Annotated in this window: 20 protein-coding genes; 8 read left to right on the top strand and 12 right to left on the bottom strand. The window is 72.9% G+C overall.

Annotated elements, in window-relative coordinates:
• The first annotated feature begins 16 nt into the window (after positions 1 to 16).
• From ABD343_RS17175 to ABD343_RS17185, 3 genes are read left to right on the top strand one after another with little or no spacing between them, the layout of a single operon-like run.
• Positions 17 to 745: a succinate dehydrogenase cytochrome b subunit gene (locus ABD343_RS17175; protein WP_425578197.1), complete on the top strand. Its 729-nt coding sequence runs from the start codon at positions 17 to 19 to the stop codon at positions 743 to 745.
• A 2-nt stretch (positions 746 to 747) separates the two neighbouring features.
• Positions 748 to 2727, top strand: a complete 1980-nt coding sequence (locus ABD343_RS17180; RefSeq protein ID WP_344528983.1) for a fumarate reductase/succinate dehydrogenase flavoprotein subunit — start codon at positions 748 to 750, stop codon at positions 2725 to 2727.
• Positions 2728 to 2735: 8 nt separating this feature from the next.
• Positions 2736 to 3476, top strand: a complete 741-nt coding sequence (locus tag ABD343_RS17185; RefSeq protein WP_344528985.1) for a succinate dehydrogenase/fumarate reductase iron-sulfur subunit — start codon at positions 2736 to 2738, stop codon at positions 3474 to 3476.
• Between the two features lie 39 nt (positions 3477 to 3515).
• On the opposite strand, the gene ABD343_RS17190 is transcribed toward ABD343_RS17185, so the two are convergent.
• On the bottom strand, positions 3516 to 3920 hold the full coding sequence (locus ABD343_RS17190; RefSeq protein ID WP_344528987.1) for a RidA family protein: 405 nt from the start codon (positions 3918 to 3920) through the stop codon (positions 3516 to 3518).
• Between the two features lie 97 nt (positions 3921 to 4017).
• Between ABD343_RS17190 and ABD343_RS17195 the strand changes: the two genes are divergently transcribed.
• Entirely contained in the window at positions 4018 to 4932 is a 915-nt protein-coding gene (locus tag ABD343_RS17195) for a LysR family transcriptional regulator (protein ID WP_344528989.1), read from the top strand.
• Here ABD343_RS17195 and hisF read toward each other — a convergent pair.
• The 8 genes from hisF to hisD are packed head-to-tail and all read right to left on the bottom strand — an operon-like array spanning position 4925 to position 10658.
• Complete coding sequence (gene hisF, locus ABD343_RS17200) at positions 4925 to 5680, bottom strand: imidazole glycerol phosphate synthase subunit HisF (protein WP_344528991.1); 756 nt, start codon at positions 5678 to 5680, stop codon at positions 4925 to 4927. The two genes, ABD343_RS17195 and hisF, sit on opposite strands and share 8 nt — an antisense overlap.
• Before the next feature lie 28 nt (positions 5681 to 5708).
• The gene (locus tag ABD343_RS17205) at positions 5709 to 6098 is read right to left on the bottom strand and encodes a RidA family protein (RefSeq protein WP_344528993.1); all 390 of its coding nucleotides are present in this window, start codon (positions 6096 to 6098) and stop codon (positions 5709 to 5711) included.
• Complete coding sequence (gene priA, locus ABD343_RS17210) at positions 6095 to 6820, bottom strand: bifunctional 1-(5-phosphoribosyl)-5-((5-phosphoribosylamino)methylideneamino)imidazole-4-carboxamide isomerase/phosphoribosylanthranilate isomerase PriA (RefSeq protein ID WP_344528995.1); 726 nt, start codon at positions 6818 to 6820, stop codon at positions 6095 to 6097. The genes ABD343_RS17205 and priA overlap by 4 nt, the downstream gene beginning before the upstream one ends.
• 14 nt (positions 6821 to 6834) lie before the next feature.
• Positions 6835 to 7476 carry an imidazole glycerol phosphate synthase subunit HisH gene (gene hisH, locus ABD343_RS17215; protein ID WP_425578198.1) on the bottom strand — a complete coding sequence of 214 codons (642 nt, stop codon included), beginning with the start codon at positions 7474 to 7476 and terminating at the stop codon, positions 6835 to 6837.
• Positions 7473 to 7637 (bottom strand): hypothetical protein, encoded by a 165-nt coding sequence (locus ABD343_RS17220; protein ID WP_344528999.1) that lies wholly within the window; start codon positions 7635 to 7637, stop codon positions 7473 to 7475. Before ABD343_RS17220 ends, hisH begins: the two co-directional genes overlap by 4 nt.
• Positions 7634 to 8227 carry an imidazoleglycerol-phosphate dehydratase HisB gene (hisB, locus tag ABD343_RS17225; RefSeq protein WP_344529001.1) on the bottom strand — a complete coding sequence of 198 codons (594 nt, stop codon included), beginning with the start codon at positions 8225 to 8227 and terminating at the stop codon, positions 7634 to 7636. Before hisB ends, ABD343_RS17220 begins: the two co-directional genes overlap by 4 nt.
• Positions 8224 to 9351 carry a histidinol-phosphate transaminase gene (locus ABD343_RS17230; protein WP_344529003.1) on the bottom strand — a complete coding sequence of 376 codons (1128 nt, stop codon included), beginning with the start codon at positions 9349 to 9351 and terminating at the stop codon, positions 8224 to 8226. Before ABD343_RS17230 ends, hisB begins: the two co-directional genes overlap by 4 nt.
• A complete protein-coding gene (hisD, locus tag ABD343_RS17235; protein ID WP_344529005.1) occupies positions 9348 to 10658 on the bottom strand; it encodes a histidinol dehydrogenase in 1311 nt (436 codons plus the stop codon). Before hisD ends, ABD343_RS17230 begins: the two co-directional genes overlap by 4 nt.
• A 228-nt stretch (positions 10659 to 10886) precedes the next feature.
• Here hisD and ABD343_RS17240 point away from each other — a divergent pair, with 228 nt between their 5' ends.
• The 4 genes from ABD343_RS17240 (at position 10887) to ABD343_RS41110 (ending at position 14241) form a co-directional block, all read left to right on the top strand.
• Positions 10887 to 12533, top strand: a complete 1647-nt coding sequence (locus ABD343_RS17240; RefSeq protein WP_344529007.1) for an oxidoreductase — start codon at positions 10887 to 10889, stop codon at positions 12531 to 12533.
• A gap of 138 nt (positions 12534 to 12671) precedes the next feature.
• Entirely contained in the window at positions 12672 to 13496 is an 825-nt protein-coding gene (locus ABD343_RS17245) for an LON peptidase substrate-binding domain-containing protein (RefSeq protein WP_344529009.1), read from the top strand.
• 13 nt (positions 13497 to 13509) lie between these two features.
• Complete coding sequence (ybaK, locus tag ABD343_RS17250) at positions 13510 to 14019, top strand: Cys-tRNA(Pro) deacylase (protein ID WP_344529011.1); 510 nt, start codon at positions 13510 to 13512, stop codon at positions 14017 to 14019.
• A 147-nt stretch (positions 14020 to 14166) separates the two neighbouring features.
• Positions 14167 to 14241 (top strand): 50S ribosomal protein bL37, encoded by a 75-nt coding sequence (locus ABD343_RS41110; RefSeq protein WP_466319588.1) that lies wholly within the window; start codon positions 14167 to 14169, stop codon positions 14239 to 14241.
• Between the two features lie 7 nt (positions 14242 to 14248).
• Here the strand turns inward: ABD343_RS41110 and ABD343_RS17255 are convergent, their stop codons facing one another.
• The 3 genes from ABD343_RS17255 to ABD343_RS17265 form a co-directional block, all read right to left on the bottom strand.
• Complete coding sequence (locus ABD343_RS17255; protein WP_344529013.1) at positions 14249 to 14920, bottom strand: hypothetical protein; 672 nt, start codon at positions 14918 to 14920, stop codon at positions 14249 to 14251.
• 160 nt (positions 14921 to 15080) lie between these two features.
• On the bottom strand, positions 15081 to 16013 hold the full coding sequence (locus ABD343_RS17260; RefSeq protein WP_344529015.1) for an ABC transporter permease: 933 nt from the start codon (positions 16011 to 16013) through the stop codon (positions 15081 to 15083).
• Between the two features lie 37 nt (positions 16014 to 16050).
• Positions 16051 to 17106 carry an ABC transporter ATP-binding protein gene (locus tag ABD343_RS17265; protein WP_425578199.1) on the bottom strand — a complete coding sequence of 352 codons (1056 nt, stop codon included), beginning with the start codon at positions 17104 to 17106 and terminating at the stop codon, positions 16051 to 16053.
• Between the last annotated feature and the right edge of the window lie 18 nt (positions 17107 to 17124).

Raw genomic sequence — 17124 nt, forward strand, 5'->3', positions numbered from 1 at the left:
CCTACCTTCGGTGTCCATGGCACTGGCAACGCGAACGAGCGCGCGCACGGGCACGGGCCGCGCCCCCCGCAGGGGGCCCGTCCGCACCCTCTGGTCCTCGACGATCGGCAAGAAGACCGTCATGGCCGTCACCGGACTGGCCATGCTGGCGTACCTCGTCGCGCACATGCTGGGCAACCTGAAGGTCTTCTTCGGGCCCGACGAGATGAACGGCTACGCGCACTGGCTGCGCACCATCGGCGACCCCCTGCTCCACTACGAGTGGTTCCTGTGGGTCGTCCGGGTCGGACTGCTGGCGGCCGTGGTGCTGCACGGCGTCAGCGCGTACCAGCTCAGCCGCCGCGACCTCGCCGCGCGCCCCACCAAGTACGCGCACACCCGCGCCCGTACGAGCTACGCGACGCGGACCATGCGCTGGGGCGGGATCATCCTCGCGCTGTTCATCGTCTGGCACATCCTCGACCTGACGACCGGCACCGTGAACCCGCGCGGCCAGCACGGCCATCCGTACGAGAACGTCGTCGCGACCTTCGACACCTGGTACGGCAACGTCATCTACATCGTCGCCGTGACCGCCGTCGGCCTCCACGTCCGGCACGGCTTCTGGAGCGCGGCGCAGACCCTCGGTGTCACACGCCCGGGCGCCTCGCGCGTCCTCAAGACGACGGCGAACGTCCTCGCCGTCGTCCTCACCCTCGGATTCATCTCCGTCCCCCTCGGGGTCATGACGGGAGTCGTGAGCTGACCATGAACGCCTACGGGACCGCCTACGGAACCCCCTACACCTCCTACGACACCGGCAAGCCGCTCGCCGACGCCAAGGCGCCCGGCGGGCCCGTCGCCGAGCGCTGGGACCGGCGGCGCTTCGAGGCCAAGCTCGTCAACCCGGCCAACCGCCGCAAGCGCACCGTCATCGTCGTCGGCACCGGCCTGGCCGGCGGCTCGGCGGGCGCGACGCTGGCCGAACAGGGCTACCACGTCGTGCAGTTCTGCTATCAGGACTCGCCGCGCCGCGCCCACTCCGTCGCCGCGCAGGGCGGCATCAACGCCGCGAAGAACTACCGCAACGACGGCGACTCGGTCCACCGCCTCTTCTACGACACGGTCAAGGGCGGCGACTTCCGTTCCCGCGAGTCCAACGTCCACCGGCTCGCGGAGATCTCCGTCGAGATCATCGACCAGTGCGTGGCCCAGGGCGTGCCCTTCGCCCGCGAGTACGGCGGGCTGCTGGACACCCGCTCGTTCGGCGGCGTCCAGGTCTCCCGTACGTTCTACGCCCGCGGCCAGACCGGGCAGCAGCTCCTGCTCGGCGCCTACCAGGCGCTCTCCCGGCAGATCGCCGAGGGCAACGTCGAGATGCACCCGCGCACCGAGATGCTCGACCTGATCGTGGCGGGCGGCCGGGCGCGCGGCATCGTCGCCCGCGACCTGCTCACGGGCCGCATCGACACCTACTTCGCGGACGCGGTCGTCCTCGCGACGGGCGGCTACGGCAACGTCTTCTACCTCTCCACCAACGCGAAGAACTCCAACGCGACGGCCGTCTGGCGCGCCCACCGGCGCGGCGCGTACTTCGCGAACCCCTGCTTCACCCAGATCCACCCCACCTGCATCCCGCGCTCCGGCGACCACCAGTCGAAGCTCACGCTGATGAGCGAGTCGCTGCGCAACGACGGCCGGATCTGGGTCCCGAAGAAGCACGGCGACACCCGCGAGCCGGGCGCGATCCCGGAGGACGAGCGGGACTACTACCTGGAGCGCCAGTACCCCTCGTTCGGCAACCTGGTCCCCCGCGACATCGCCTCGCGCGCCGCGAAGAACGTCTGCGACGAGGGACGCGGCGTCGGCCCCGGCGGCCAGGGCGTCTATCTCGACTTCGCCGACGCGATCTCCCGGATGGGCCGGGAGGCGGTCGAGGAGAAGTACGGCAACCTCTTCGACATGTACGCCCGCATCACCGCGGAGGACCCGTACACCCGCCCCATGCGGATCTATCCGGCCATCCACTACACGATGGGCGGCCTGTGGGTCGACTACGACCTGATGACCACGGTCCCCGGCCTCTTCGCCATCGGCGAGGCCAACTTCTCCGACCACGGCGCCAACCGGCTCGGCGCCTCCGCGCTGATGCAGGGCCTGGCGGACGGCTACTTCATCCTTCCGGCCACCCTCGGCGACTACCTCGCGCGCACGCCGCGCGCGGAGCTGGAGGACCTGGACGAGGACCACCCCTCGGTGCACGAGGCCGTCTTCGAGGTCACCGACCGGCAGTACCGGCTCCTGTCGAACAACGGCGACCGCACACCCGACTCCTTCCACCGCGAGCTGGGCGAGCTGATGTGGGACCACTGCGGGATGTCCCGTACGGACGCGGGGCTGCGCAAGGCCCTGGACCGGATCCCGGCGCTCCGGGAGGAGTTCTGGGAGCGCATCCGCATCCCCGGCAACGGCCGGCAGCTCAACCAGTCCCTGGAGAAGGCCAACCGCGTCGCCGACCACCTCGAACTCGCCGAGCTGATGTGCCTCGACGCCCTCCACCGCACCGAGTCCTGCGGCGGCCACTTCCGCGAGGAGAGCCGCACGGAGGACGGCGAGGCCGCGCGCAAGGACGAGGAGTTCTCCTACGCGGCGGCCTGGGAGTTCACGGGACCGGGCCGGGCGCCCGTCCTGCACAGGGAAACCCTCGACTTCGAGTACGTACACCCCACACAGCGGAGTTACACGTGAGCACGGGCATGAGATTGACGCTGCGCATCTGGCGCCAGGAGGGCCCCGGATCGGACGGGGCGATGCGGACGTACGAGGTCGAGGACATCTCCCCCGACATGTCGTTCCTGGAGATGCTCGACACCCTCAACGAGGAGCTGATCCTCAAGGGCGAGGAACCCGTCGCCTTCGACCACGACTGCCGCGAGGGCATCTGCGGGGCCTGCGGCATGGTGATCAACGGCGAGGCCCACGGCCCCGAGCGGACCACCACCTGCCAGCTCCACATGCGGCACTTCCGGGACGGGGACACGATCGACATCGAGCCCTGGCGTGCCGCCGCCTTCCCCGTGGTGCGGGACCTGATGGTGGACCGCTCGGCCTTCGACCGCGTCATCGGCGCGGGCGGCTACGTCACGGCGCCCACGGGCAGCGCGCCCGAGGCGCACGCGACGCCGGTGCCGAAACCGGCGGCCGACGCCGCGTTCGCGCACGCGGAGTGCATCGGATGCGGGGCGTGCGTGGCCGCCTGCCCCAACGGCTCCGCGATGCTCTTCACCTCGGCGAAGGTCAACCACCTCAACTCCCTGCCGCAGGGCGCCCCCGAACGGGAGTCCCGGGTGCTGGACATGGTGGCCCAGATGGACGCCGAGGGCTTCGGCGGCTGCACCCTCGCCGGGGAGTGCGCCACGGCCTGCCCCAAGGGCATCCCGATGCCGTCCATCGCGAAGATGAACCGCGAATACCTCCGCGCCGCGACCAAGAGCTGACCCCTGACGGGGCGAGCCCTCTGTGCCGGGCGCAGGGGGTCAGGGGGCCAGGGCGAAGGCCTCGATCTCCAGGAGGAGGTCGGGGCGGAAGAGGGCGGCCACCTGGACCGCGCTGCTGGCCGGAGGGCGTGCCGTGTCCACGTACTCGTCCCGCACCTTGCGGATCGCGGGCAGATACGCGACGTCCGTCACGAAATATGTCAGCTTGACGACCTCGTCGAACCCCACCCCCGCCGACCCCAGACAGCGGCGCAGGTTCTCGAAGACCTGCCGCGCCTGGGCCTCGGGGTCGCCCTCCCCCACCAGGTTCCCCTCGGGGTCCAGCGCGATCTGCCCGGCCACCGTGACGAGCCGCCCGGTGCCGGTGACGACGTTCGTATAGCCGTTCCCGGGGCGTACGCCCTCCGGCTCGGGGATGTGTGTGATCTCGACCTTCTCGCTCATGCCCGCCATCCTCACCCCCGCTCCACCCATCGCACCAGCGCATATCCCGCAGGGCAGCGATGCGCGGCACGCATAGCCGGGACTACGCTGCGCTCCCATGGACGTCACCGCCCTCCGCTCGTTCTCCGAGGTCTGCCGCCGCGGCTCGATCAGCTCGGCGGCCCAGGCGCTCGGGTACACGCAGTCCGCGCTCTCCCGGCAGATCGCCTCGCTGGAGACCCGGCTGCGGGCCCCGCTGCTGTGCCGCCACGCCCGCGGCGTACGGCCCACGCCCGCGGGCGCCGCGCTGCTGGACCACGCGACGGCGATCCTCGCGCAGTTCGACCGCGCCGAGCGGGAGGTCGCCGCCGTCGCGCGGTACGGCACGGCCGCGGCCCGTATCCGCGTCGGCGCCGTCCCGTCGGCCTCGGCGGCGCTGCTGCCGCGGGCGCTCACCGCGTTCACGGCCGAACGCCCGGCCGTACGCGTCGAGTTCACCGAGGACGTCACGCCGCGGCTGCTGCCGCGGCTGCTCGACGGCGAGCTGGACGTCGCCGTCCTCTCCGACTACCCGCCGGGTCTGCCCGCGCGCGAGGGCCTGCGCGCCACCCACCTCCTCGACGACGAGCTGCTGTGCGCCCTGCCGCGCGGCCACCGCCTCGCCGACGCGGACGGCGGCCCGCTGGACCTGGCCGAACTGGCCGAGGAGACCTGGGTCGAGGACTACGCGGGCTCCGCCTCCGTCCTCGCGACGGCCTGCGCGCGGGCCGGGTTCACGCCGCGCATCGACATCCAGTGCGGGGGCTGGCTCGGCAAACAGGCGTTCGTCGCCGCGGGCTTCGGCGTCCTGCTCGCCCCCGCGCTGCTGCTCCCCGCACTCCGCCCGGACCTGGCGATCCGCCGCCTGAGCGAGCCGCCGTACCGCAGCGTGTACGCGGTCCTCCAGCAGCGCCACGCCGCGCCCCCGGACGCCTCCGCCGCCTTCGTCGAGGCCCTCGCCCGCTCCGTCCCGGCCGAGGCCGAGGTCACCTGACGGGGTGGCCCGTGGCGCGCAGCCTCTCCTTGACGTCGCCGATGCGCAGGTCCCCGAAGTGGAAGACGGACGCGGCCAGCACGGCGTCCGCGCCCGCGTCGATCGCGGACGGGAAGTGGCCCAGCTCGCCCGCGCCGCCGCTGGCGATCACGGGGACGCCGACGTGTTCCCGTACGGCGGCGATCATCTCGGTGTCGTAGCCGTCCTTGGTGCCGTCCGCGTCCATCGAGTTGAGCAGGATCTCCCCCGCGCCCAGCTCGGCCGCGCGGTGCGCCCACTCGACGGCGTCGATACCGGCGCTCCGCCGGCCGCCGTGCGTCGTCACCTCGAAGGAGCCGGAGTCGGTGCGCCGGGCATCCACCGACAGGACCAGCACCTGGCTGCCGAACCGCTCGGCGATCTCCCGGATCAGCTCGGGCCGGGCGATGGCCGCCGTGTTGACCCCGACCTTGTCGGCCCCGGCGCGCAGCAGCCGGTCGACGTCCTCGGCCGTACGGACGCCGCCGCCGACCGTCAGCGGGATGAACACCTGCTCGGCGGTGCGCCGCACCACGTCGTACGTCGTCTCGCGGTCGCCGGATGAGGCGGTGATGTCGAGGAACGTCAGCTCGTCGGCGCCCTCCGCGTCGTACACCTTCGCCATCTCCACCGGGTCTCCGGCGTCGCGCAGGTTCTGGAAGTTGACGCCCTTGACGACCCGGCCGCCGTCCACGTCCAGGCAGGGGATGACTCGGACCGCGAGGGTCATGTGCTTCTGGCTCCTCGTGCTGTGTTTCTCAGGCTTCTCGGAATGCTTCGACCTCGACCTCGACGAGGATGCGGGAGTCGACGAACCCCGTGACCACGACCATCGTCGTGACGGGGCGGGCCGCGCCGAACGCCTCCGCGTGGGCCCTGCCCACCGCGTCCACGTCGCGGGTGTGGGCGAGATAGAGCCGGGTGCGCAGGACGGCGTCCGCGCCGAGGCCGAACTCGGCGAGCGCCGCGAGCGCGTTCTCGCAGGCGACGCGCGCCTGTTCGTACGGATCGCCCTCGCCGTGCAGCACCTTCCCGCGGAACGCGGTGGTGCCGCCGACGAGCACGCGGTCCCCGGCCGCGACGGCACGTGCGAATCCGAACTCCTCTTCCCAGGGGCTTCCGCTCTGCACGCGCCGCACGTCCGTCATCCCGCAACCGCCTCCAACGCCTCTTCCAGGGTGAACGCCTCGGCATACAGCGCCTTGCCGACGATCGCTCCCTCGACACCCTCCGGTACCAGACTCGCGATCGCCCGCAGATCGTCAAGGGAGGAGACGCCGCCGCTCGCGACGACGGGCCGGTCGGTGGCCGCGCAGACGTCGCGCAGGAGCTGGAGGTTGGGGCCCTGGAGCGTGCCGTCCTTGGCGATGTCGGTGACGACGTAGCGGGCGCAGCCCTCCGCGTCGAGCCGCTCCAGCGTCTCGTAGAGGTCTCCGCCGTCGCGCGTCCAGCCGCGTCCGCGCAGCGTGGTGCCGCGTACGTCGAGGCCGACGGCGATCTTGTCGCCGTGCTCGGCGATGATCTTGGCGACCCACTCGGGGGTCTCCAGCGCGGCCGTGCCGAGGTTGACGCGGGTGCAGCCGGTGGCGAGCGCCGCGGCGAGCGAGGCGTCGTCGCGGATGCCGCCGGACAGCTCGACCTTGAGGTCCATCGAGCGGGCGACCTCCGCGATCCGCTCGCGGTTGTCGCCGGTGCCGAACGCGGCGTCCAGGTCGACCAGATGCAGCCACTCGGCGCCCGCGCGCTGCCAGGCGAGGGCCGCCTCCAGCGGGTCGCCGTACGAGGTCTCGGAGCCGGACTCGCCGTGCACGAGGCGCACGGCCTGGCCGTCGCGGACGTCGACGGCGGGAAGCAGTTCGAGCTTGCTCACAGGACTCACAGGACTCACAGGGTTCCGATCCAGTTGCTCAGCAGTTGCGCTCCGGCGTCGCCGGACTTCTCGGGGTGGAACTGGGTGGCCCACAGCGGGCCGTTCTCGACAGCCGAGACGAACGGCTCACCGTGCGTCGTCCAGCTCACCCTGGGGGCCGTCATGGCCGGGTTGACCGTCTCCAGCTCCCAGTCGTGCACGGCGTAGGAGTGCACGAAGTAGTAGCGCGCGTCGTCCGGCAGACCGGCGAAGAGCCGCGAGCCCTCGGCGGCCTCCACGGTGTTCCAGCCCATGTGCGGGACGACGGGGGCCTTGAGCGGACCGACCGTTCCCGGCCATTCGTCCATGCCCTCGGCCTCATGACCGTGCTCGATGCCGCGCGAGAAGAGGATCTGCATGCCGACGCAGATGCCCATCACGGGCCGTCCCCCGGCGAGCCGCCGCCCGATGACCCAGTCGCCGCGCGCGGCGCGCAGCCCCTCGACGCAGGCGGCGAACGCGCCGACGCCGGGCACGAGCAGCCCGTCGGCGGTCATCGCCGTGTCGTAGTCCCGGGTGATCTCGACGTCGGCCCCGGCCCGGACGAGCGCGCGCTCGGCGGAGCGGACGTTGCCGAAGCCGTAGTCGAAGACGACGACCTTCTTCGTGTCCGTCATGACCACCAGTCCAGCCGCAGGATCCCGGCGAGCAGCGCGAGCACGGAGGCGCCCGCGAGCAGCCCGATCACGCCCTTGGGAAGCTGCTGCTTCCAGAACGAGACGGCGCCGCCCGCGAAGAAGAGCCCGACGAAGATGAGGAGCGCCGACAGGCCCGTCACAGCGCGCCCTTGGTGGACGGAATCCCCTTCTGCCTGGGGTCGATCTCGCTCGCGTACCGCAGTGCGCGGGCCAGGGCCTTGAACTGGCACTCGACGATGTGGTGCGCGTTGCGCCCGTACGGCACGTGGACGTGCAGCGCGATCTGGGCCTGCGCGACGAACGACTCCAGTATGTGCCGGGTCATCGTCGTGTCGTACTCGGCGCCGATGATCGGGGCCATGCCCTCGGGCTCGGTGTGCACGAGGTACGGGCGGCCGGACAGGTCGACGGTGACCTGGGCCAGCGACTCGTCCAGCGGCACCGAGGCGTTCGCGAAGCGGACGATGCCCTTCTTGTCGCCGAGCGCCTGCTTGAAGGCGGCGCCCAGCGCGAGCGCGGTGTCCTCGATGGTGTGGTGGCTGTCGATGTGCAGATCGCCGTCGGTCTTGACCGTGAGGTCGAAGAGCCCGTGGCGGCCGAGCTGGTCGAGCATGTGGTCGTAGAAGCCCACCCCGGTCGACACGTCGACCCGACCCGTGCCGTCGAGGTCGATCTCGACCACGACCGAGGTCTCCTTGGTGGTGCGCTCCACGCGGCCTCTGCGCGTCATCGTTCGCTCTTCTCCTTGAGGTCCTTCGTCACGGCTCGCACCGCTTCGAGAAAGGCGTCGTTCTCCTCCGGGGTCCCGGTGGACACCCGCAGCCAGCCCGGTACTCCGTTGTCCCGTACGAGCACGCCGTGGGCGAGCAGCGCCGCCCAGGCTTCGTGGGCGTCGGCGAACCGGCCGAACTGCACGAAGTTGGCGTCGGACGCGGTGACGTCGCACCCGATCGCGCGCAGTTCGGTCACCAGCCGGTCCCGTTCGGACTTGAGCTGCTCGACGTACCCGAGCAGCGTATCGGTGTGTTCGAGCGCGGCGAGCGCGGTGGCCTGGGTGACGGCCGACAGGTGGTACGGCAGCCGGACGAGCTGCACCGCGTCCACCACCGCCGGGTCGGCGGCGAGATAGCCGAGCCGCAGCCCGGCCGCGCCGAACGCCTTGGACATGGTGCGCGAGAGCACCAGCGTCGGGCGGCCCTCGATCAGCGGCAGCAGCGAGGGGTGGTGCGAGAACTCGCCGTACGCCTCGTCCACCACGACCAGCGCGCCGTGCTCGGGACGGGCCGCCTGCGCCGCCTCGTACAGCGCGAGGACGGTCGCCTCGTCGACGGCGGTGCCCGTGGGGTTGTTGGGCGAGCAGACGAAGACGACGTCCGGCCTGTGCTCGGCGATGGCGCGGACCGCGGCCTCGACGTCGATCGTGAAGTCCTCGTTGCGCGGGCCCGAGATCCAGCCGGTGCCGGTGCCGCGCGAGATGAGGCCGTGCATCGAGTACGAGGGCTCGAAGCCGATCGCCGTGCGCCCGGGGCCGCCGAAGGTCTGCAGGAGCTGCTGGATGACCTCGTTCGACCCGTTGGCCGCCCATACGTTCTCGGCGCCGACGGTGTGGCCCGCCGTGCGCGACAGATACCGGGCCAGCTCGGTGCGCAGCTCGACCGCGTCCCTGTCGGGGTAGCGGTTGAGGTGGCGGGCGGCCTCGGTGACGCGCTCGCCGATCCGCGCCACGAGTTCCTCGGGCAGCGGGTACGGGTTCTCGTTCGTGTTCAGCCGCACGGGGACGTCCAACTGCGGGGCGCCGTACGGGGACTTGCCGCGCAGCTCGTCCCTGATCGGGAGGGAGTCGATGGTGCTCACTTGCCGCTCTCCGGAACCTTCCAGTCGAACCTTGCCTTGAGCGCCGCGCCGTGCGCGGGCAGATCCTCCGCCTCGGCCAGCGTCACCACGTGGTGGGTGACGTCGGCGAGGGCCTCCTTCGTGTAGTCCACGACATGGATGCCGCGCAGGAACGACTGCACGGACAGGCCGGAGGAATGGCAGGCGCAGCCGCCCGTGGGCAGCACGTGGTTCGAACCCGCGGCGTAGTCGCCGAGGGAGACCGGGGCGTAGGGGCCGACGAAGACCGCGCCCGCGTTGATCACCCGGGACGCCCAGTGCGCGGCGTCCTCGGTCTGGATCTCCAGGTGCTCGGCCGCGTACGCGTTCACGACCGCGAGGCCGTGCTCCAGGCCGTCGACGAGGACGATGCCGGACTGCCGCCCGGCCAGCGCCTCGGCGATGCGCTCGCGGTGCTTCGTGGCGGACACCTGGGTCTTCAGCTCGGCCTCGACGGCCTCGGCGAGCGCCTCGGAGGGGGTGACGAGGACGGCGGCGGCGACCACGTCGTGCTCGGCCTGGCTGATCAGGTCGGAGGCGACGTGCGCGGCGTCCGCGGTGTCGTCGGCGAGGATCGCGATCTCGGTCGGACCGGCCTCGGAGTCGATGCCGATGACGCCCTTGAGGAGGCGCTTGGCCGCCGCGACGTAGATGTTCCCCGGGCCCGTGACGAGCTGGACGGGGGCGCACTCCTCCGTCCCGTACGCGAACATGGCCACGGCCTGGGCGCCGCCCGCCGCGTAGACCTCGTCCACGCCGAGGAGGGCGCAGGCCGCGAGGATGGTGGGGTGCGGGAGGTTCCCGAACTCGGCCTGCGGCGGCGAGGAGACGGCCAGCGAGCCGACCCCGGCCTCCTGCGCCGGCACGACGTTCATGACCACCGACGACGGGTAGACGGCACGGCCGCCCGGGACGTACAGCCCCACGCGCTCGACGGGCACCCAGCGCTCGGTGACGGTGCCGCCGGGCACGACGTGGGTGGTGGTGTCGGTGCGGCGCTGGTCGCGGTGGACGATCCGGGCCCGGCGGATGGACTCCTCCAGCGCCGCCCGTACGGCCGGGTCGAGCGTGGTGAGGGCCTCGGACAGTGCCGCGGCCGGGACGCGCAGCCGCTCCAGCTCCACGCCGTCGAACCGCTCCGTGGCCTCGACGACCGCCGCCGTGCCCCGATGCCGCACGTCGTCGCAGAGGGGGCGCACCTTCTCCAGGGCGGCCTCCACGTCCAGCTCGGCACGGGGCAGCAGGTCACGGTCGAGCGCGGAGCCGCGCAGATCGATTCGGGAGATCACACTCCCCAGTCTCTCAGACCCCGCCTCGGTGTCCGGCGGCCGTATCAGTGGCTGATACGGGCCCCGGGAGCCGATCGTCGCCACTAGCGTTCATCTGGTCACAGAGCGGGAAGGAAGCGTGACGACCGTCAAGGACACAGCCGTCATGAACACGGCCGTCATCGACACGGCCGTCATCGACACGGCCGTCAAGGACACAAGCGAAGACCGAGGGGGAGGGGACGCGGCGTGAGCGAGCCCGTGGACGCCGGTGAGCCGCCGCCGGGCCTGCAACTGACCACCGCGGAGTGGGGCCTGTGGCAGGCGTTCCGCAACGGCAGCGAGCACGATCTGCGCAGCCGGGAGCCCGAGCTGGACGATCCGAACGGCGACCACCCGTGGGGGCCCGAGCGCACCGTGCGCGCCCGCGTGGTCGCGCTGCTCCTGCTGCACGGCCCGCCCCCGCTCCTCGGCCGCGTGGCCTCGCTGCACCTGACCGGCGCGTACGTCACGGGGTGCCTGGACATCTCGGGCGGCGCCGTCGAGCACTACTTCGAGCTGCGCCAGTGCCGCTTCGAGAAGGAGATCAGGATGCCCGAGGCGCGGGTGCACACCGCGCGCTTCGTGGACTGCTTCATCCCGCGCCTGGAGGGGGCCAGGCTCACCACCGAGGGCGATCTGCACCTGCCCCGGTGCAGCGTCCCCGACGGCATCAAGCTCACGGACGCCACCATCGGCACGGACCTGCTGCTGAACGAGGCGACGATAGGCAGCGGCCGCCGCAGCCACGCCGTCTCCGCCGACGGCATCACCGTCTCCCAGGAGCTGCAGGCCAGCCTGCTGGTCACGGACGGGCTGGTGAGCCTGCGCGGCGCGACGGTCGGCAGCTCGCTGCACATGTTCGGCTCGGTGCTGCGCAACCGGCGCGGGCGGTACGCGCTGTACGCGCCGCAGATGACCGTCGAGCAGGTCGCCAGCTTCGCCGACGCGGGCCGCGCCAGCGCCCCGCAGATCTACGGCGCCACCCCGCCGACCGGCACGCGCTACGACTTCCACACGCATGGGGGCCCCTCCCGGCCGGAGGCCGGGGGAGGGACGAGGTGGCGCACCAAGCACTTCGAGTGCACGGGCGGCATGGTCCTGGACGACGGCCGCTTCGGCTCCTCGCTGGTGATCGAGAACGCCCGCCTGGACCTCCAGCGCGACCAGGAACTGTCGCTGCGCCGCATCACCACCCCGGAGCTGACCTTCACACCGCAGACGCCCGAGCGGGGCCTGATCGTGCTGTCCGGCGCGACCGTGGAGAAGCTGATGGACCGGACGCTGAGCTGGCCCCGGGACGAGCGCCTGTGGATGGCGGGCTTCACGTACCAGCTCGCCATCGCGAAAGAGGGCCACTTCAACGTCCGCGAGCGGCTCCAGTGGGTCGAGACGGCCACCGCGGAGTACGCCCCGGAGCCGTACGAGCAGCTCGCGCTGATGTACCGGAACAGCGGAGAGGACACCAACGCGCGGATCGTCCTGCTGGCCAAGCAGCGCCGCCGCCGCGCGACCCTGCCGCTGCCCGGCAAGATATGGGGCTATCTCCAGGACTGGACGGTGGCCTACGGGTACCGGCCCGGCCAGGCGGCGCTGTGGATGGGCTTCCTGTGGCTGACCGGCGCGCTGCTCTTCGAGTCCCACCGCCCCTCGGCCCTCAAGGGCGACGAGCACCCGCACTGGAACGCCGCGCTCTACACGCTGGACCTGCTGCTCCCCGTGATCTCCTTCGGCCAGGACCAGGCATGGAACCCGGCGGGCGGCTATCAGTGGCTGGCCGCCGGACTGATCATGCTCGGCTGGATCCTGGCGACGACGGTGGCGGCGGGCGCGACACGGCTGCTGCGGCGGCAGTAGGGGGCGGAGGAGCGGCGGGCGAGGAGCGTACGGCGGGGACGCGGGGGCGTACGGGAGGGGAGGCGAGGAGCGTACGGAGGGAAGCGGAAATCACCGCTCCAGCTCTCTCACTCTCCAAAGGCTTTAGGCTTACCGGTTGTGACAACCGCCCTACCGCTCTTCCCCCTCAACACGGTGCTGTTCCCGGGCCTGGTCCTCCCCCTGAACATCTTCGAGCCGCGCTATCGCGCCCTGATGCGCGACCTCCTCGACCTGCCCGAGGACGCGCCGCGCCGCTTCGGCGTGGTCGCCATCCGGGACGGCCGCGAGGTCGCGCCGACCGCGACGGGGCTGCCCGAGTCCGCGCCGCTCCCCGGCGCCGAGGCGGCGGCGGGCTTCGGCCCCGACCCGATCAAGTCGTTCTACGCGGTGGGCTGCGTCGCCGACGCCTCCACCATCCGCGAGCGCGCGAACGGCGGCGCGAGCGGCCCCGGCGAGGAGCCCGAGCCGGGTCCCCCGGGCGCCGGCTCGGGCTCCGACCCGCGCACGAGCACCGCCGGGTACGAGGTGCTGGCGACCGGCACCACCCGGTTCCGGCTGCTCTCCGTCGACGCGAGCGGCCCGTATCTGATGGCCGAGACGGAGGAGATCCCGGAGGAGGAGGGCGACGGGGCCGGCGCCCTGGCCTCCGGGGTGCTGCGTGCCTTCCGCGGCTACCAGAAGCGGCTGGCCAGCGCCCGCGAGCGGACGCTGACCGCGGGCCAGGACCAGGACCTGCCGGACGACCCGTCGGTGGTCTCGTACCTCGTGGCGGCGGCGACGGTGCTGAGCACGCCCGCCAAGCAGCGCCTCCTCCAGGCCCCGGACACGGCGACGCGGCTTGCCGACGAGCTGAAAATCCTGCGGCGCGAGACCTCCATGATCGGTAAGCTCCCGTCGCTTCCGCTCGTGGACCTCACCCGCAACCCCACGAGCCCCAACTGATCCTGGCGAGGGCATGGCGAAGAAGAAGGCCAAGCAGGCCAAGCAGCAGTCCGCGGCGACCCCCGCCACGGTCGCCGCGACGGAGGCGGGGGTCGCGTTCACCACCCACGCCTACGAGCACGACCCGGCCGCCGCCTCGTACGGCGAGGAGGCCGCCGAGGCCCTCGGGGTCTCCCCCGAGCAGGTGTTCAAGACCCTCGTGGCCGACGTCGACGGGACGCTGACCGTCGCCGTCGTGCCCGTCTCGGCCTCGCTCGACCTCAAGGCGCTCGCCTCCGCCACGGGCGGCAAGCGCGCGGCGATGGCCGACCCGGCGGCGGCCGAGCGCACCACCGGCTACGTGCGCGGCGGCATCTCCCCGCTGGGCCAGCGCAAGCGGCTGCCGACGGTGCTGGACGCCTCGGCGGACGGGCACCCCACGATCTGCGTCTCGGCGGGCCGCCGCGGCCTGGAGATCGAGCTGTCCCCGAAGGACCTCGCGGCCCTCACGGACGCGGTGACGGCCCCGATCGCCCGCGCATAGGGCGGTCCTCAGGACCGCGCCCCGCGACGGCGGGGAAGGAGCACCCTCGTGTCGGCCCGACGGAAGAGAGCCGCGGGGCTTCACAGCGCACCCGTCCTCCGTTACGACCAGAGGGACACTCCGGCCGACGGAGAAACGGGAGGGCCCATGTCCAAGCGCACCCGGAAACGCCGCTGGCGGCTGAAGAAGGGCCGGGCGAACCACGGCCGCCGCCCGGCCTGAGAATCCGCTAGCTCTTCTCGACGGGCGGCGGAGGCGGGGGCGGTCCGAGCGGGGCCGCCCCCGCGTCGCGCAGCCACTGGACCACGGTCAGCGCGAGGTGGGTGACGAGCGCGGCCAGCGGCCAGGCCAGCAGCACGCCCTTGGCCTGGAGCTTCATCGGCGCGTCGAAGGTCGCGCCCTTGCCCGCCTCCTTCGCGGCGACGGCCATGTCCGACTCGGGCCCGAGCCACACCCCGAGCCGCCAGGCGAGGAACGAGCCCGCCAGCGCGCCGAGGCCGAGCCCGACGGCCAGGCCGACGCCGCCGATCCGGCGGGAGTAGAACACGAGGGCGCCGGTCACCACGCCGATCACGACCCCGATCAGCAGGAACGACCCGTCCGAGCCGAACGCCTCCTCGCCCTCGGGATCCTTGAGGTAGACGGCCTTGCCGTCGGTGAAGAGCGGCACCTTGGGCGCCATCCAGACCCACAGCAGCGCGAACACGACGCCGACGACGGCCACGCCGAGCCCGTAGAGCACCGCGTCGCGCACCTCGCGCCCGGCGCTCGCGCCTCCCTCGTCGTTGGGCCCCGGCGTCCATTCGGCGACGGGCGGCGGGACCGGGCCCGCTGCCCCCTGGGGCGGCGCGGCGGGCTGCGAGGGGTCCTGGTTGTGGGAGGAGGGTGTCGGTACGCTCACCCCGCCATCGTGCCAGGCGCTACCGCTGTGGTGTGGGCCGACCCTCTCAGCGCAGGGTCCCTTGCAAGGGCTGATCAGGAGGCTGCCCTTACCCGTGCCTTGCAGAACGCGGCTGATGCCATGGCCGGGCGCGCGGTTCCCCGCGCCCCTGCGGGGCGCTTCAGCGAACCGTCGCCCACCTGTAGGCCCGCGTCGCGACGGCCAGCGAGAGCACGCCGACGGCCGCGCAGACGCCCAGGTCGAGCGCCACCACGCTCCAGTCGGGCCGCGCCTCGAACGTATGGGCGAGGGCCTCGACGCCGTACGTCGACGGCAGCACGTCGCGCGCCCACTGGACCGGCAGCGGCAGGTCGTCGCCCGGCAGCACGCCCAGCAGCAGCGCGGCCGACATCCCCAACTGGCCGCACACAGTGGCGAGTTCGGGACGTGGCGCGAGGAGGCCCAGCGCGGCGCCGAGCCCGGCGAGCGCGGCCCCGGCGAGCGGGATCACGGCGGCGAGCACCCACAGCCCGCCCAGCGGCAACTGGAAGAGCAGGCTCCCGGCGACGGCGCAGACCGCGACGCCGGGCACGGTGAAGGACGCGTAGGCCGCCGCCGTCCCGAGCACCACCGAGGCGGGCGGCACGGGGAGCGTCGCGTAGTGGTCGAGCCCGCCGCTGGCGCGGAGCTGGCCGAAGTACTGCGCGAGCAGGTTCAGCGCCACGAACGCGACGACCAGCACGCTGGACCCGGCGACCACGGCCCGCGCCTCCGCTCCCCCGTCCACGACGCCGCGCATCAGGATCATGATCCCGAGCGACTGGAAGGTCGCCACGAACAGCAGCGGGATACGGGCCACGCGCGCCCGCGAGAGCTGCGCCCGGTAGACGGCCCCGAGCGCGGGCCACAGCCGCGCGGGCGCGGCGAGGGCGGCCGGGGCGCCGTCGGCGCCGTCATCGGCGCCCGTGGTGTCCGGGGCGGCGGCGCCGGACGGCGGGGCGTCCGGGGCCGGGCCTTCCGTGCGGGTGCGGGCGGCACGGCCCCGGTCGGGACCGGAGCCGGGGTCGGCGGCGGTCGCGGGCACCGCCCGGTTCTCCGCTGCGGCTGTACTCACGTCGCTGCTCCACCCCTCGGCCTCGCCCGCATTTCCCTCACGCCTTCACCAGGCCCTCGGCCCCGTCGGCCCCCTCGGCGCGCCCGCCGAGCGCCACGTACACGTCCTCCAGGCTGGGCGTCGCCAGCCGGAAGTCGTCCAGCGCGGCGAACGCCGGGCCGCCCGTCACCAGGGACACCGCCTCGCGTGCCGCCTCCGGGGCCAGCCGCAGCGTCCAGCGGCGGCCGGAGACGGCGGCGGTCCCGTGGAGCGCGGCGACCTCGGGGACGTCGAGGGGCGCCGCGTCGCGCCAGACCAGTTCGAGCCGCACCTCGTCGCCGACGGTCGCCTTGAGCCCGCCCGGGGTGTCGCAGGCGATCACCCGTCCCCGGTCGATGACGGCGACCCGGTCGAGCACGGTCTCGGCCTCGATCACGTTGTGCGTCACCAGCACCACCGTCGCGCCGTGCTCCGCGCGGCGGCGGTCCACGGCGGCCCAGACAGCCCGGCGCGCGTACGGGTCCATGCCGGTGGTCGGCTCGTCCAGCACCAGCAGGGGGCGCTCGCCGACCAGCGCGGCCGCCACGCACGCCAGCCGCCGCTCGCCGCCGGAGAGGCGCTTGAGCGGGCGGTCGGCGAGCGGCCCGAGGTCCAGCTCGTCCAGCACCTCGTCGCGGGCCCGCCGCGCGGCGGGCAGGTCGAGCCCGCGCAGCCGCCCGGTGGTCTCGGCGGCGAGCGCGACGGTCAGCTCGTCGAGGGCGCTGGACTCCTGTGCGAGGTAGGCGAGCAGCCGCGCGGCGCGGCGCGGGTGCCGCACGAGGTCGTGCCCGAGCACCTCGATGCCGCCCTCGTCGGGCCGCAGCAGCCCGGTGAGCTGGCGGACGAGGGTGGACTTCCCGGCGCCGTTGGGCCCGAGGAGGCCGAAGATCTCGCCCGGGCGGACCTCCAGCGTGACGCCGTCGCTCGCGCGTACGGCGGGCACGGCTGCGGCACGGCGACGGGCGCGGACCGGCGGATAGGTCTTGACCAGGCCGCTCACGCGCACGGCGGCCCGGGTCCGCGTCTCCACGCCTTCCACCGAGCCGTCCACCGCCTGCCGCATGCCCGTCATCACGAACTATGAGGGTACGCG

Origin of the sequence: Streptomyces albiaxialis, assembly GCF_039530985.1 — a bacterium.
Taxonomy (GTDB): Bacteria; Actinomycetota; Actinomycetes; order Streptomycetales; family Streptomycetaceae; genus Streptomyces; species Streptomyces albiaxialis.

Bases quoted from the DNA above. Each gene is read 5' to 3' on its own strand.
- ABD343_RS17195 (WP_344528989.1), top strand. From the start codon at position 4,018: ATGGACGTCACCGCCCTCCGCTCGTTCTCCGAGGTCTGCCGCCGCGGC.
- ABD343_RS17175 (WP_425578197.1), top strand. From the start codon at position 17: ATGGCACTGGCAACGCGAACGAGCGCGCGCACGGGCACGGGCCGCGCC.
- ABD343_RS17205 (WP_344528993.1), bottom strand. From the start codon at position 6,098: ATGACGGACGTGCGGCGCGTGCAGAGCGGAAGCCCCTGGGAAGAGGAG.
- ABD343_RS17185 (WP_344528985.1), top strand. From the start codon at position 2,736: ATGAGATTGACGCTGCGCATCTGGCGCCAGGAGGGCCCCGGATCGGAC.
- ABD343_RS17190 (WP_344528987.1), bottom strand. From the start codon at position 3,920: ATGAGCGAGAAGGTCGAGATCACACACATCCCCGAGCCGGAGGGCGTA.
- ABD343_RS17180 (WP_344528983.1), top strand. From the start codon at position 748: ATGAACGCCTACGGGACCGCCTACGGAACCCCCTACACCTCCTACGAC.
- ybaK (WP_344529011.1), top strand. From the start codon at position 13,510: ATGGCGAAGAAGAAGGCCAAGCAGGCCAAGCAGCAGTCCGCGGCGACC.
- hisB (WP_344529001.1), bottom strand. From the start codon at position 8,227: ATGACGCGCAGAGGCCGCGTGGAGCGCACCACCAAGGAGACCTCGGTC.
- hisH (WP_425578198.1), bottom strand. From the start codon at position 7,476: ATGACGGACACGAAGAAGGTCGTCGTCTTCGACTACGGCTTCGGCAAC.
- hisF (WP_344528991.1), bottom strand. From the start codon at position 5,680: ATGACCCTCGCGGTCCGAGTCATCCCCTGCCTGGACGTGGACGGCGGC.